The organism is Rhodococcus sp. MS13 (genome assembly GCF_013277835.1).
Classification (GTDB): domain Bacteria; phylum Actinomycetota; class Actinomycetes; order Mycobacteriales; family Mycobacteriaceae; genus Rhodococcus_F; species Rhodococcus_F erythropolis.
The window spans coordinates 531,105-544,604 of sequence record NZ_VBTL01000004.1 but is presented as its reverse complement, the minus strand read 5'-3'; the positions used below and the strand labels follow the sequence as shown (position 1 = coordinate 544,604).

The 13,500-nt window shown below is 63.1% G+C and carries 15 protein-coding genes; 8 read left to right on the top strand and 7 right to left on the bottom strand.

Going from position 1 to position 13,500, the window contains the following annotated elements; translation table 11 throughout:
- Nucleotides 1-20 precede the first annotated feature (20 nt).
- From FEZ59_RS10960 to FEZ59_RS10950, 3 genes are read left to right on the top strand one after another with little or no spacing between them, the layout of a single operon-like run.
- Complete coding sequence (locus FEZ59_RS10960; RefSeq protein WP_172932635.1) at nucleotides 21-1,232, top strand: acyl-CoA dehydrogenase family protein; 1,212 nt, start codon at nucleotides 21-23, stop codon at nucleotides 1,230-1,232.
- On the top strand, nucleotides 1,229-2,254 hold the full coding sequence (locus FEZ59_RS10955; protein WP_134998873.1) for a phosphotransferase family protein: 1,026 nt from the start codon (nucleotides 1,229-1,231) through the stop codon (nucleotides 2,252-2,254). Before FEZ59_RS10960 ends, FEZ59_RS10955 begins: the two co-directional genes overlap by 4 nt.
- A complete protein-coding gene (locus FEZ59_RS10950) occupies nucleotides 2,251-2,988 on the top strand; it encodes an SDR family oxidoreductase (protein ID WP_134998872.1) in 738 nt (245 codons plus the stop codon). Before FEZ59_RS10955 ends, FEZ59_RS10950 begins: the two co-directional genes overlap by 4 nt.
- A 4-nt stretch (nucleotides 2,989-2,992) precedes the next feature.
- Here FEZ59_RS10950 and FEZ59_RS10945 read toward each other — a convergent pair whose 3' ends face one another.
- Complete coding sequence (locus tag FEZ59_RS10945; protein ID WP_019745442.1) at nucleotides 2,993-3,538, bottom strand: hypothetical protein; 546 nt, start codon at nucleotides 3,536-3,538, stop codon at nucleotides 2,993-2,995.
- A gap of 144 nt (nucleotides 3,539-3,682) precedes the next feature.
- Here FEZ59_RS10945 and FEZ59_RS10940 point away from each other — a divergent pair, with 144 nt between their 5' ends.
- The 4 genes from FEZ59_RS10940 to FEZ59_RS10925 are packed head-to-tail and all read left to right on the top strand — an operon-like array spanning nucleotide 3,683 to nucleotide 6,162.
- Nucleotides 3,683-4,183 (top strand): methylated-DNA--[protein]-cysteine S-methyltransferase, encoded by a 501-nt coding sequence (locus FEZ59_RS10940; protein WP_019745441.1) that lies wholly within the window; start codon nucleotides 3,683-3,685, stop codon nucleotides 4,181-4,183.
- Nucleotides 4,170-4,724 carry a sigma-70 family RNA polymerase sigma factor gene (locus tag FEZ59_RS10935; RefSeq protein ID WP_020970894.1) on the top strand — a complete coding sequence of 185 codons (555 nt, stop codon included), beginning with the start codon at nucleotides 4,170-4,172 and terminating at the stop codon, nucleotides 4,722-4,724. The genes FEZ59_RS10940 and FEZ59_RS10935 overlap by 14 nt, the downstream gene beginning before the upstream one ends.
- A complete protein-coding gene (locus FEZ59_RS10930; RefSeq protein WP_007729599.1) occupies nucleotides 4,721-5,320 on the top strand; it encodes a methylated-DNA--[protein]-cysteine S-methyltransferase in 600 nt (199 codons plus the stop codon). Before FEZ59_RS10935 ends, FEZ59_RS10930 begins: the two co-directional genes overlap by 4 nt.
- On the top strand, nucleotides 5,317-6,162 hold the full coding sequence (locus FEZ59_RS10925; protein WP_134998871.1) for an AlkA N-terminal domain-containing protein: 846 nt from the start codon (nucleotides 5,317-5,319) through the stop codon (nucleotides 6,160-6,162). Before FEZ59_RS10930 ends, FEZ59_RS10925 begins: the two co-directional genes overlap by 4 nt.
- A gap of 3 nt (nucleotides 6,163-6,165) precedes the next feature.
- Here FEZ59_RS10925 and FEZ59_RS10920 read toward each other — a convergent pair whose 3' ends face one another.
- The 5 genes from FEZ59_RS10920 to FEZ59_RS10900 form a co-directional block, all read right to left on the bottom strand.
- Nucleotides 6,166-8,391, bottom strand: coding sequence for an MMPL family transporter (locus tag FEZ59_RS10920; RefSeq protein WP_046379348.1), 2,226 nt, complete (start codon nucleotides 8,389-8,391; stop codon nucleotides 6,166-6,168).
- A gap of 102 nt (nucleotides 8,392-8,493) precedes the next feature.
- Nucleotides 8,494-10,044 (bottom strand): bifunctional 3'-5' exonuclease/DNA polymerase, encoded by a 1,551-nt coding sequence (locus FEZ59_RS10915; protein ID WP_020970891.1) that lies wholly within the window; start codon nucleotides 10,042-10,044, stop codon nucleotides 8,494-8,496.
- 47 nt (nucleotides 10,045-10,091) lie between these two features.
- Nucleotides 10,092-10,955, bottom strand: a complete 864-nt coding sequence (locus FEZ59_RS10910; RefSeq protein WP_172932634.1) for a biotin-dependent carboxyltransferase family protein — start codon at nucleotides 10,953-10,955, stop codon at nucleotides 10,092-10,094.
- Entirely contained in the window at nucleotides 10,952-11,584 is a 633-nt protein-coding gene (locus tag FEZ59_RS10905) for an allophanate hydrolase subunit 1 (RefSeq protein ID WP_097386833.1), read from the bottom strand. The genes FEZ59_RS10910 and FEZ59_RS10905 overlap by 4 nt, the downstream gene beginning before the upstream one ends.
- The gene (locus FEZ59_RS10900; protein ID WP_019745433.1) at nucleotides 11,581-12,060 is read right to left on the bottom strand and encodes a MarR family transcriptional regulator; all 480 of its coding nucleotides are present in this window, start codon (nucleotides 12,058-12,060) and stop codon (nucleotides 11,581-11,583) included. The genes FEZ59_RS10905 and FEZ59_RS10900 overlap by 4 nt, the downstream gene beginning before the upstream one ends.
- Nucleotides 12,061-12,135: 75 nt before the next feature.
- On the opposite strand from FEZ59_RS10900, the gene FEZ59_RS10895 reads away from it, so the two are divergent.
- Entirely contained in the window at nucleotides 12,136-12,969 is an 834-nt protein-coding gene (locus FEZ59_RS10895; protein WP_134998870.1) for an alpha/beta hydrolase, read from the top strand.
- Between the two features lie 4 nt (nucleotides 12,970-12,973).
- Here the strand turns inward: FEZ59_RS10895 and FEZ59_RS10890 are convergent, their stop codons facing one another.
- Nucleotides 12,974-13,417 (bottom strand): hypothetical protein, encoded by a 444-nt coding sequence (locus FEZ59_RS10890; protein ID WP_020970887.1) that lies wholly within the window; start codon nucleotides 13,415-13,417, stop codon nucleotides 12,974-12,976.
- Nucleotides 13,418-13,500: the final 83 nt, after the last annotated feature.

Genomic DNA, 13,500 nt, shown 5'->3' with positions numbered 1-13,500 from the left:
TGTTCTTTCGGAGGTGGCTGGTGGCAATCGATCTGACGTACGCGCCCGAGGTGGTGGCGCTGATCGAGAAGACGCGCGACTTCACGCGCAACGTAGTGCTCCCCATCGAAGACGAACACGCCGGTGACATCGCCGTCGCGGGTGGCGATGCCATCCGCATCGAGATGCAGGCGGCAGCAAAAGAAGCCGGTGTCTTCGCACCGCATGCACCGATCGAGTACGGCGGCCACGGACTCAACATGAGTGATCGCGCGCCTGTTTTCGAGGAAGCCGGCTACTCGCTCTTCGGGCCGACGGCGCTCAACATCGCTGCGCCGGACGAGGGCAACGTTCACATGCTGGCCCACGTCGCGAACGAAGCACAGAAGCAGCAGTTCCTCGCGCCGCTCGCAAGCGGGGACATGCGGTCGGCATTCGCCATGACCGAACCCGCGCCGGGAGCGGGATCCGATCCCTCGGCTTTGAACACCCGCGCCGAGAAAGTCCCCGGTGGCTGGAAGATCAACGGTAAGAAATGGTTCATCACCGGCGCCGACGGCGCCGGATTCTTCATCATCATGGCGCGTACCTCCGGCGAGCCCGGGCAGCGCGGCGGAGCGACCATGTTCCTGACGCCGACGGACACAGCGGGTCTCATCGTGGGTCGACACATCGACACTCTCGACAAGTCCATGATCGGCGGACACTGCGAGGTCACGTTCGAGAATCTCTTCGTTCCCGACGAGGCCGTTCTCGGTGAGGTCGATCAGGGATTCGCCTACGCGCAGGTTCGTCTCGGTCCCGCCCGCATGACGCACGTGATGCGCTGGCTCGGTGCAGCACGCCGCGGCCACGACGTCGCCGTGGCCAGGGTTGCCGAACGAGAAGGCTTCGGCTCGAAACTCGGTGATCTCGGAATGATCCAGAAGATGGTCGCCGACAACGAGATCGACATCGCAGCCAGTCGCGCACTTCTGGTGCAGGCCTGCTTCGAACTCGATCAGGGCGGGCACGCGAGCAACGCGACGTCCATCGCCAAGACCTACGCGGCCGAGGCGATCTTCCGGATCGTCGACCGCTCCATTCAGATGTGTGGCGGAATGGGCGTGTCCGGCGATCTGCCGCTGGCACGGTTGTCCCGCGAAGTGCGTCCCTTCCGCGTTTACGACGGTCCGTCCGAGGTTCATCGCTGGGCAATTGCGAAACGTGTTGTCGGCGCTGCGAAGCGCGCTGCTCGGGAGGAGGCGAAGTGACGGACTTCCCAGGACTCGATCTCGCGGCGCTCCACAAGTATCTGCAAGCCGCAGGCGTCGAGGTGAGCGGTGAGTTGCGAGCCGAACTGATTTCAGGCGGCAAATCCAATCTCACCTACGGAATCTTCGACGACAACTCGAAGTGGATTCTGCGTCGTCCACCCACGGCCGGCCTCACGCCTTCGGCGCACGACGTTGCGCGCGAGTTCCGAATCACCTCGGCGTTGCAGAACACTGCCGTGCCGGTCGCGCCGACCGTCGTGCTGTGCGAGGACGCCTCGGTGATGGGTGCGTCGTTCACGGTGGTCGAGTTCGTCACCGGTCAAGTGATCCGGACCAAAACCGAGTTGGAAGCTGTTCCGGCAGAGCAGGTCACGCAGTGCACTGACGAGTTGGTGCGTGTTCTCGCTGCCCTGCACGACGTCGATTACAACGCCGTGGGTCTCGGCGAACTCGGCCGTCCCGACGGTTATGTCGCCCGCCAGGTGAAGTTGTGGGCCGGTCAATGGTCGCGCGTCAAGACCGAGGACTCGGCCGATGTGGACAGGTTGGCGTCGAGCCTCGCAGAATTGATTCCGGCTGAATCGGCTTCGTCGATCGTGCACGGCGACTACCGGATCGACAACACGATTCTCGCGGCGAACGACGTCACCAAGGTTGCCGCAGTGGTGGACTGGGAACTCTCGACGCTGGGAGATCCGCTGGCGGACATCGCGATGATGTGCGTCTACCGGCACCCCGCCTTGGATCTGGTTCTGGGTGAACCTGCCGCGTGGACGAGCCCGTCGCTACCCTCCGTTGTCGATCTGGCGCAACGGTATTCGACCGTATCGGGTCGAGAGCTGGCGCACTGGAACTTCTACATGGCGCTTGGGTTCTTCAAACTCGCCGTCGTGGCGCAGGGCATCGATCACCGATTCCGAGCAGGAGCCACCGTCGGCGGAGGATTCGACAAGGCTGGATCTTCTGTGCCGGAACTGATCTCGGCCGGACTCAACGCACTGCAAGGGAAATTCGAATGACTCGATCAGCACTGGTCACCGGCGCCTCCAAGGGAATCGGGCTCGGCATCGCAACACGCTTGGCTTCGCAAGGGTACGGGCTGACCATCACGGCGCGTGATGCCGAACGGCTCGCCGTTGTCGCCGAAGAACTTACGCGCGCCGGATCGCCGGACGTCGTCGTCTCGGCCGGCGACATGGCGGACGAGAACTTCGCCGCAGCACTCGTAGCCACGCACGGCGAGCGATTCGGCTCCATGCGAGCCCTCGTCCTCAACGCCGGAGTGGGAACCAGTGGGCGAGTGGCGGATTACCCGATGCGCCGTTTCGACAAGACCGTCGCCGTCAATCTCCGGACACCGTTCGCACTATTGCAAGCGTCGCTGCCGCTCCTGCGTACAGCGGCGGACGCGGACCTCGCCGGCGGAGCAAAGGTGATCGCTCTCGCCTCGATGGCCGGTGTGTATGCCGAGAGCGGCTTGGCCGTCTACGGAGCCACCAAAGCTGCACTCATTTCGATGGTCGAAGCACTCAACGCCGAGGAATCCGGAAACGGAGTGAGCGCGACGGCCATTGCTCCCGGTTACGTCGACACGGACATGTCGGCGTGGACGCACGATCGGATCACACCGGACACCATGATCAAGGTCGACGACATCGTGGAGTTGGTGGACGGTCTGCTCAAGCTCTCGTCTCGAGCGGTCGTTCCGAAGGTCGTCATGGCGCGGGCCGGGACCAACGGCTACTCCGCCTGAAATTTCAATCCAGCTTGGCTTCGCCCCGCTTGCGAAAGAAGTGAAAGCCAGGCACTCCGACGATCGCCTGACGCAGGTCCTTCACCACTCCGAGGAGTTCGTGGATCTCGGGCGAGACGGAGTCCAAGGTTCCGAGGATGGGCAGCACCGCGGTCACGCGGTCGGTGAGCTCCGGCAGTTGGTCGATCAGTTTGATCGCGGCGCTGACCTCCGCCTCGGACAGGTCGTCGGCGAATCTGGCCGCCAGCGGCGCGAGCTGCAACGCAATGGGCTCGTAGATCTCGAGGAGTTGTCCCGCGATGTCCGAGGTCTGTTCGACGGCCTCGACCAGCGTCTCAGCTCGAACGGTCACGGCGGCGGCTCCGATGACGACGCGGTCGGCGTTGTCGGCGATCTGGTTGATGCGTGCCACCAACCTCTCGACCGAGAAGAGGAGCGCCTCGAGTCGAGTGGGCAGGGTGACCGCAAAAGCGACCGTGGACAGGGACCAGTGCACCACGTCGCCGACGGAGCGGACGACGGTGGAGCTGCCGGGCAAAACTAGAGCCATCCCTCGATACTGCCTGATGTGACGTCAAAGTACAGGTAAATCTCACATTCACGAGGCCAGCGGCGTCTTCGAGGTGTCGGTGCCGGCGCGGACAATCAATTCACCCGCTGCCTGCTGCACCGCGCAACCTGGAAGGATCGAGACATGACGGCTATCCGTACGCACACCGTGATCGACTCGCCGATCGGGGCGTTGACGCTGGTAGCAGCAGGTGACGACCTCTGCGGGCTGTACATGGCGGAGCATCGCCACAAGCCGGACGAGTCCACGTTCGGTGATCGTTCCGCGGCGGTCTTCGGTGAAGTCGAATCGCAGCTCACCGAGTACTTCGAGGGTGATCGCACGGAGTTCTCCGTGCCGCTGGCGCCCGTGGGTACCGAGTTCCAGAAGCGGGTGTGGGATACCTTGCGAACGATCCCGTACGGCGAAACCTGGACATACATGGAGCTCGCGCAAACTTTGGGTAACCCGCTTGCGATCCGTGCCGCCGCCGCGGCAAACGGCAAGAATCCGATCAGCATCATCGTTCCCTGTCATCGTGTGGTCGGTAGCGACGGAAGTCTGACCGGTTTCGCCGGCGGCCTCGAACGCAAGCGGTTCCTGCTCGACCGCGAGCACGGCGGCGAATCGGATGTCCTCTTCTGATGCGCTCGCCTCACAATTCGGTGATCGGGAACGTCTACCGATCGTGAGACTCAAACCGTTCGAAGACGTCGTGACCGAATACGGTGCAGTGGTCCTCCGTGTCTGCCGCGCGGTGGTCGGTCCCGTCGACGCCGAGGACGCGTGGTCCGAGACGTTCATCGCAGCGATGCGGGCATATCCGGATCTGAATCCGGACGCGAACATCGAAGCCTGGCTGGTGACCATCGCGCACCGCAAGGCAATCGACATCACCCGAGTGCGCGCCCGCGTGGCCGTGCCGACAGACGAGGTTCCGGAGTTGCCGACGCGAATCGGCGTACCCGGAACGTGGGATCACGAACTCTGGGACGCACTCGAACAGCTACCGCTCAAACAACGTGCGGCAGTCGCCTATCACTTTCTGGGTGGGCTGCCGTACGCAGAGATCGCGGACATCCTCGGCAACACCCCGGCGGCCGCCAGACGCGCGGGTGCCGACGGTATCGCCACACTACGAAGAACCTACTTGTCCGCTACCGCTGCGGAAGGGAGTCACTCATGAGTAACGATGTGTTCGAGGCGCTTCCAGCCGTTGACGCTGACGCCATGATCCGCCTACGGGCGCGCCTGGCTGCTCAGGCGTCCGAAGCTGAATTGATCGACGTGGCATATCGAACCGTCGATTCGCCGGTCGGAAAGCTGCTCCTGGCGGCGACCGATGTCGGCCTGGTGCGGGTTGCCTTTGCCGTCGAAGGGCACGACCTCGTTCTGGAACGTTTGGCGGACACCGTCAGCCCCCGTGTGCTTCATTACCCGCGCAGGCTGGACACTGTCGCTCGCGAGTTGGACGAGTACTTTGCCGGTGCGCGTCGAGAATTCGATCTGCGCTTGGACTTCCAACTCGCGAAGGGGTTCCGACGCGAAGTGTTGCGTCATCTCCCCGAGATCGAATACGGCCACACTGCAAGCTATTCGGTGGTCGCAGCAGCGTCGGGAAGCCCACGTGCCGTGCGTGCCGTGGGGACCGCATGCGCAAAGAATCCGCTGCCGTTGGTGGTCCCGTGTCACCGGGTGGTGCGCAGCGACGGCAGCCTCGGGCAGTACGCCGGCGGCCCCGAACTGAAAGCGATTCTGCTGGATCTGGAAGCCGGCCGGTGAGCGCAGTGATCCTGTGCTTTCAGGCGCCCTATGCAGTCGAACCGCTTACCGGTGCCCTGCGGGCTCACTGCGTCGCAGGCCTCGAACGTCACGACGACGGTGTTCACACCAGAGTCATCCCGTTGCCTTCCGGTCCGGTAGTTGTGTCGGTGTCGTGGACAGACGGCAGCGTCGTCGTGGATTCCGACGTGCCAGCGGGGGATTCCGCAGTGCTGGAGGTGATCGTGCGTCGTTGGCTCGACCTCGACGCCGATCACACTGCTGTCGAAGCAGCGTTCGGTAGCGATGAGTTGTTGGCCCCACTCGTTGCCGCCCGTCCGGGATTGCGGGTGCTCGGCTCGGTGGACGGGTTCGAGACCGCAGTGCTCACCGTTCTGGGACAACAGGTTTCGCTCGGCGCGGCGAGGACGTTCGGTGGTCGTTTTGTCAGCGCATTCGGAGCGCCGGTGGAAGGAGAGTTTCTTGCCTTCCCGGATCCGGACGCGGTTGCAGCGCAATCGCCGGAGGACATACAGAAAGCCGTCGGATTGACTACGGCGCGTGCAAGAACAGTGCACACGTTGGCAACTGCGGCAGCGAACGGTCTCGATCTCTCCTGGGATGCGGATCCTGTCCAATTTCGACAAGAGTTGTTGGCGCTACCGGGAATCGGACCGTGGACCGCTGACTATCTCACTGTTCGAATTCTCGGTGATCGCGACGCCTTCGTACCCGACGATCTGGTGTTGAAGCGAGCGTTGGGGGTCTCGTCGGGCAAAGAAGCCGCAGCGTTGTCCGAGCGCTGGCGACCCTGGCGAGCGTACGCACTCTTTCATCTGTGGACCAAGGAAGCGTTTCTGTAGTGGTCAGTCTTTCGCGCGGGCCAGTTCGGACGGCCACCATATACGTTTCCCGATGTCGTGAGAGAGCGCAGGCACCAGGACACTGCGCACGATGATCGTATCGAGCAGCACACCGAAGGCCACGGCAAATCCGATCTCGGCGAGGAAGACCAGCGGCAGGATGCCCAGTACGGCAAATGTTGCGGCCAAGACGATTCCGGCTGAGGTGATCACACCGCCGGTCACCGCAAGACCGCGCAGGACACCTGCACGGGTACCGAATTCTCCGGTCTCCTCCCGGACTCTGGTCATCAGGAAGATGTTGTAGTCGATACCCAGAGCGACCAGGAACACGAAGGCGAACAGTGGGAACGATTGATCCGCCCCGGCGAACCCGAATACGTGTGTGAAGAAGAATCCGCTCACACCGAGGGTCGCCGCGAAGGAAAGTACCACGGTGACAATGAGAATCACCGGGATCAGCAGAGCACGGAGCAAAGCGGCCAAGACCAGGAAGATCACCACCAACACGATCGGGATGATCAGGTTTCTGTCGCGGACCGAGGCGGCCTGGACATCGAGGGTGGTGGCCGTGCTGCCGCCGACGAGCGCGTCGGCGCCGGGCACGTCGTGGACGGCAGTCCGCAGTCGCTTGACAGTTTCGAGTGCCTGCGGCGAATCGTAAGAGTCGGCGAGGGTTGCATTGATCATGGTTCGGCCGTCGATCGGTGCAACGGTGAAAGCCGCAGGGGCGCAACCCGCAGCGGCGGCTTGTGCGACTGCAGCGGGGTTGGTCTTGATCAGCTCGCTGACCTTTGCGACGTCCACCTGGGTGCAGACGGCGCCGGGATCCTGCGAGATACCTTCGACGCCGCTGGCTGCTTTGATGACGGCGTCGGCCTGGTCGGCGTTTGCGGTGATCACGGCCGGTGCGCCGGCTCCGGGATCGAACTTCGAGTCGTAGAGTTCCTGTCCGACAACAGCGTCGGGACGATTGGTGAAGCTTTCGGTGGATGTCAGGCCATCGGTTTTGAGACTGCCGATCCCGGCCGCGAACAGGATGATCAACAAGACTGTGGCGCCGATCCACAGTGGGCGGTCCTTGCTGCCGACGGCCTCGGCGATCTTGCCCCACATCCCGTGCGTCGTAAGGTCTGCGGCGTGATCGACCTTGGGCTTGCGCGGCCAGAAGACCCACCGTCCGGTGGCGGCCAGAGCGACCGGCATGAACGTCATCATCACCAGATAGGTGCAGGCGATCCCGATGGCGGCGACGGGTCCGAGGCTCTTGTTGGAGTTGAGTTGAGAGAACGTCAGGCAGAGCAGACCGAGAATCACGGTGACAGCCGAAGCGGTGATGGCCGGCGCAGACTCGCGCCAGGCCTTGATCATCGCGTCGAAGCGGTTGGGATACGTGTGCAGTTCTTCGCGATAGCGAGAGATCAAGAGTAGGGCGTAGTCGGTACCGGCACCGATCACCAACACGAAAAGGATGCCTTGAGATTGTCCGGTCAGAGTGAGTAATTCGGCTTTCGCGAGGAAATAGATCACCATCGACGACAAGCCGATGGCGAGGAGCGCGGAGAACAGCGGGAAGAACCACAACACCGGCGATCGGTACACGACAAGCAGGATGAGGATCACGACCAGGAGTGCCGCGCCAAGGAGCGCTCCGTCCAGACCGGCAAAGGCGTCGATGAACGCAACGAGTAGCCCACCTGGCCCGGCTGGGAGTACCTCGACATCACCAGCTGCTTGTTTTGCTGCGTCGATGACGTTCTGCTCGGTGGTCGCCAGGACATCGCCTGCCACGGATGTGTCTCCGTCCTTGGCGACGAGTGGCACGAAGATCGACGCAGTTGTGCCGTCGGCGGAGTACTGAGTGGGTTGCATTCCGTCGGCGTCTACTCCGGAGATGCCGGCAATAGCGCCGTACGCCGAGTTGATTGCAGATTTGTCCGCCTCGGTGAGGGCCGAATCTCGATGGAACAGAACAAAACCAGGGATCGTCTCGACCGCGAGGAAGTTCGCGGATTGATTGCTGACGATCGTCGATTCTGCGGAACTCGGAAGGTACGAGGCGTTGTCGTTCTTCTGAACCTCGGCGAGTTTGCCTTGGAACGAACCGCCGAATCCGCCTGCGACGAAGGCAAAGATTGCAAGCGCGATCACGGTGAAGATCGGCAGTCGACGGCGTTTGACCGTTCCGCGCTCGTTCCGTTCTGCATCAGTTGTATCCAGCTTGGTCATGGTTCTCCTCGAACGCAGTCGACCAGCACCAACAAAGCAACGTTTTCCAGTAGAACACGCAATACGGGCGCGGTGGAACCACTTGGAGTGGAATTGACGACGCTACGAAGTGCCTTTGCCGTAAGTCTCGCGGGCTGCGACGTCCATGGGAAAACGAACGACTGTGTCGCCGAACAACAATCGAGTTGCCGAAGCCGCAGCGGCCAGCACGTGGGCGGCACCTGACTCGGGGTTTCGGGTATGCACGACCACTTCGTCGTGCTGGAAGAAGACCAACTCGCCGTCCGGATCTTCGGCGAGGCGTCGCCTGAGGTCGGCGAGCAGGCACAACGCCCACTCGGACGCAGTGGCCTGAACGACGAAGTTTCGCGTGAAACGACCGCGGGCATGAGCATCGCCGTGGGAGTAGAAGTCGGGAGACGGTGGGGGACAGGCCCGGCCGAGCAGTGACTTCACCACCTCGCCGCGCTCACCTGCCTTGGCAGCTTGCTCGACGTACTCGACGGCGACCGGGAATCGCTTCCGCAACAAGATGAGCAGTGCTTTGGCTTCACCCGCCGTCGCCCCGTACAGGACTCCGAGGATTGCGACCTTGGCTTTTGCGCGATCCCCGCCGAACGCTTCGGCACCGACAAGTGCGTACAGATCGTCGTCGCCGGCGGCAGCCATCATGCGGCGGTCGCCGGACATGGCGGCCAGAATTCGGGGTTCGAGCTGACCGGCGTCGGCGACGACGAACACGTGGCCCGGATCTGCGACGACGCTCGAGCGCATGGTCTTAGGAATCTGGAGGGCCCCGCCGCCCCGGCTCGCCCACCTGCCGGACACGACACCACCGGGAACGTAGATCGGGCGGAATCGATCGCCCCGCACCCAACTGTCCATCCACTGCCAACCGTTGGTGCTGTACAGCTTGGCGAGTTCGCGGTGACGTAGGAGCAACGGCACAGCCGGATGATCGACTTCCTGCAGAAACCACTTGCGCGTCGACGGCAGTTCGATGCCCTGACGCCCGAACGCCTCGGTGATCTCCACCGAAGACGAAGGATTGACGGTGCGCCCGAAGACCTCGCTGATCTGGGCGGCAAGTTCCTGCATGCGTGCGGGGAGGTCGTATCCCGTCGGCCGCGGCCCCAGTCGTTCTTCGAGGAGTTCGCGGTGCTTCTGCGTCGAGAACGGCAGGCCCGTGTGCGTCATCTCGGCGGCGCTGAGAGCGCCGGCCGATTCTGCTGCGATCAACAAGTCCAGTCGAGCATCCGTGCCGATGGTTGCGCGCTGATCGGCGAATTCGGTGGCGACGGCGAGAGGATCGAGAACGGGTGCAGTGTCGAAGAGTCCGAGTCGATCGTCGTCGAACTCCTCGGCAGGCGGTGACGGTTTGCCGACGCGCATTCCGAGTATCGCGCGGGTCAGGGAGATGTCGTGGCACCGCTGAACCCGTACGCCTGCCCGCAGTAGCGGTGGGTACACGGTCGCCGTACTCGGCCACACCCACCGCGGGTGCTCGGCTTCCTCGATGGTGCGCACCGCTGCGATCAGGTCGGGGTATTCGACGGGATCGGCGAGCGGCGTTCCACCGGGGTCGGTCCGTAGGACAGTTGCCGTCACAGCTCCCGTGGACGTCGTACTACCGGGGACCAGGACAACTCGCACGACATCAGTGTGACGGCAGGGTCCGACACGCCATCGCTCGGCGCTGCTCAGGCCCCGACGAACCGGATGTGCTGACCCGGGCGGGCTTGGCCGAGTCGGTCGATATCTGCGTCCGCGACCACTCCGACCACCGGATACCCGCCGGTGATCGGGTGATCGGCGAGGAACACGACAGGTTGGCCGCTGGGTGGGACCTGGATCGATCCGAGCGCTACGCCTTCGGTGGGGAGTTCGGCGTCATTCGTTCGTTGCAGCAGTTCGTCGGTGCCGACACGATCGAGTCGCGCCCCGATTCGGTCCGAGTAGGTCGAGACCGCCCACTGCCCCCGCAGGAGCGATTCGGGGTTGGTGAATCGATCTGCGCGCGGCCCGAATACGACTCGAATGTCGAGAGTCTCGTTTGTCATCGGTGGAACTGGTGCAAGGTCGACGAGCGAGAACGCGGTCGGCGAAGGCCCGATCGGGAGAACAACCTTGGGCTCGAGAGGCGCCGGACCTATCCCGGACATGGTGTCGGTGCTGCGCGATCCCAGGATCTCGGGAACCACAATGCCGCCCCGGACGGTCAGATACGTCCGCAGGCCACTCGGTGCGTAGTCGAGGCGGACGGCCTGACCGACGTCGAGAGCGATCACGCTCGAATGCCCGACCGGAATGCCGTCGCGGTAGGCCTGTGCGGGCGCCCCGGTGAACGCGATCGTTGCCTGTTGCTGCGCTCGAATGCTCAATCCGCCCAGGAGGACCTCGACGCCTGCCGCGCCCTCGTCGTTGCCGACGAGCCGGTTGCCGAGTTTGAGCGATCGCCTGTCCGCAGCACCGGAAACCCCGACGCCCGAGCGAAGGTGTCCGGTCCGTCCGAGGTCCTGGATCAAGCTCAGCGGCCCGGTGTCGAGTATCTCCAGACCGCTCATCGGTCGTCCTCGTTGACGAAGCGCACGCGGCACCCGGGCTGAACGGCGGCCGGTGGCGTTGAGTTCAGGTCCCACATCACGGCGTCGGTGCTCCCGATGATCTGCCAGCCACCCGGCGATGCCCGCGGGTAGATCGCGCTGTATCCAGCGGCCAGGGCGACGGAACCGGCTGGCACTGCGGTTCGCGACTGAGTTCGACGTGGAACGTCGAGCCGAGTGTCGCCTGAAGTCAGGTAGGCGAAGCCGGGTGCGAATCCGATGAAGGCGCAACGCCACATCGCCCCGGTATGGGCCGCAACCACCTCGGAACGGCTCATTCCGAGTGACTGTGCGACGTCGTCGAGGTCGGGCCCGTCGTACCTGACGGCGATGGTGAGTGCATCCGTCTCGGAATGCTCGTCTGTGGTCGCGGCAGAATTGGTTTGCTCGAGATCGTTCAAGCACTTCCGGACGTACGTGAGATCTGCCGCCGGGGTGCACGTGACCAGGACCGTGCGAGCTGCGGGGAGGAAGTCTTCGACCCCGACCGGGGTGTTACGCGTCAGTGCTTCGGTGAACGCGAGAACGTCAGCTTCGGAATCGAGGTCTACGAGAAATGCGCGTTCTCCCGCGGGAAGTATGCGAGTCACAGGGAGGGCTCCCGATCGATTCGAGTCCGCTCCACGTCCGCTCGCATCGCCACGATGAAACTCGCGATGGTAGCTCGCTCGGCCGCGGTGTAATTCCCGACGGTGCTCGCAGCCCGTGAAATGAGGGGGCCGAAGAAGCTCTCGCCCAGAGTGACCGCCGATGGTGTGACCTGCAAGAGCACCCGTCGACGGTCCGCCGAATCTCGCTCCCGAGCTACGTGCCCCGCTTTGACCATCCGGTCGACCAGTGCAGTCACCGACGCAGAGTTGATCCCGAGCTGTGAGCCCAACCAACCAGGCGTCGCCGGTGTGTCCGAGCGCTCGGCATCGAGAAGGCAGATCAGTGCGCGGACGTCGGTCGAGTGCATTTTGTACTTGTTCGCAAAGCCGGAAACCGCCACGTTCAAGTCGACGGTCAGTGCGCGAAGCGAGTGGACGATCGCCATCGCTTCGTCTTCTGCATCGCCGACGCTCATGGATGCCTCCAGCCCTGGTGTGTTGTCTCTCGATTGTCTACTATCTCGATAGTCGAGAGAAAATGGGGGTGGGGAATGGATTTCAATCGCGCATACGACGCCGTACTGACCAAATGGCCGCAAAAACCGCTGGGTGTGGATCTCGCAGGCCGGTTCGGCCGAACGCATGTGAACGTCTGTGGACCTGAAGACTCGCGGCCGTTGATCCTTCTGCCCGGGGGAGGTGCCACTTCGACGGTGTGGTTCGACAACATTGCGGCGCTGTCGAAATCCCGGCGTGTTTTTGCCGTCGACACCCTGGGCGATGCCGGACTCAGCATTCCCAATGGTGATCCGATGAAGTCCGTCGACGATCTGATCGAGTGGATGGACTCGATAGTCGATTGCACCGGCGCCGACACCGTCGATGTGATCGGACATTCCTACGGCGCAATGATTGCGTTGGCCTTTGCGCTGCATCGACCGGATCGTGTCGGGAAACTTGTTCTGCTCGATCCTAATTCGAGTTTCTCAGGCATGAAGGCGGGCTACCTTCTGCGTGCGCTTCCGCTGTTGCTGTCCCCGTCGCGAGCACGCCGAAAGCGACTGCTGGAGTGGGAGACAGGTGAGTTGAGTATCGACTCCGACTGGCTGTCTCTTGTGGAAGTGGGCACTTCGGATCTACCGCGACCCGATCTCGTAGTGCCTCAACGTCCTTCGAAAGAGGACTTGAGCGCACTGGATGTCGAGTTGTTGGTGGTCCTCGCACAGGACGGACGGGTGCATGATGCGGAAACGGTGTCGACGTCGGTGCGGGAGAGGATTCCCGCAGCACGTGTCGAGGTGCTGAAAGATGCTTCACATCACAGTATTCCGATGGTTCCCGCCGATGAACTCAACCGAGTGCTCGTCGACTTCTTGGAGGGCTAGCGGATCAGGGTGCGACGACGCACCCCGGACCGATCGGGGTGGCCGGATTGACATCGACCGTTGTGACCGGCCCGCCCGCGGACGTCTGGTAGGCCATCAGAGAATGTTCGCCGGGTGCGGTCGGAGTCCACAGCGTGACGGCGTGGCCGAGTACAACCGGCAAGGTGAAATAGGGATTGACGGTGTCCCAGATCAATTCCTGCGGGAACATGGTCGACGCCCGGTTCAGGTCGACAATCGAGACGTTCGACTCGTCCAACGCTGCTGTCCTGGCAACCACCAGATACGTGCAGCCCGCCCCGTACGGCGTTGTCGGCCCGCTACTGAGACCCGGAAGGACCGTGACGTCTACTACGTCCGCGGAAGCTGACGTCGCGGAACAGATGGCGGCGCTCGCGCTGATGGCGGCGGCGATCACGGTAGTGCGAGCGATTCGTGAAAGTGTCATACCAGCAGGTCGGTTTCATCCTGCGGAGCGTTACAGTTGAAAGGCCCCGACCTCAACAGAGATCAGGGCCTTCCTTTGTATTG

Bases quoted from the DNA above. Each gene is read 5' to 3' on its own strand.
- FEZ59_RS10900 (WP_019745433.1), bottom strand. From the start codon at position 12,060: ATGAGCGTCGGCGATGCAGAAGACGAAGCGATGGCGATCGTCCACTCG.
- FEZ59_RS10935 (WP_020970894.1), top strand. From the start codon at position 4,170: ATGTCCTCTTCTGATGCGCTCGCCTCACAATTCGGTGATCGGGAACGT.
- FEZ59_RS10890 (WP_020970887.1), bottom strand. From the start codon at position 13,417: ATGACACTTTCACGAATCGCTCGCACTACCGTGATCGCCGCCGCCATC.
- FEZ59_RS10930 (WP_007729599.1), top strand. From the start codon at position 4,721: ATGAGTAACGATGTGTTCGAGGCGCTTCCAGCCGTTGACGCTGACGCC.
- FEZ59_RS10920 (WP_046379348.1), bottom strand. From the start codon at position 8,391: ATGACCAAGCTGGATACAACTGATGCAGAACGGAACGAGCGCGGAACG.
- FEZ59_RS10945 (WP_019745442.1), bottom strand. From the start codon at position 3,538: ATGGCTCTAGTTTTGCCCGGCAGCTCCACCGTCGTCCGCTCCGTCGGC.
- FEZ59_RS10940 (WP_019745441.1), top strand. From the start codon at position 3,683: ATGACGGCTATCCGTACGCACACCGTGATCGACTCGCCGATCGGGGCG.
- FEZ59_RS10895 (WP_134998870.1), top strand. From the start codon at position 12,136: ATGGATTTCAATCGCGCATACGACGCCGTACTGACCAAATGGCCGCAA.
- FEZ59_RS10910 (WP_172932634.1), bottom strand. From the start codon at position 10,955: ATGAGCGGTCTGGAGATACTCGACACCGGGCCGCTGAGCTTGATCCAG.
- FEZ59_RS10950 (WP_134998872.1), top strand. From the start codon at position 2,251: ATGACTCGATCAGCACTGGTCACCGGCGCCTCCAAGGGAATCGGGCTC.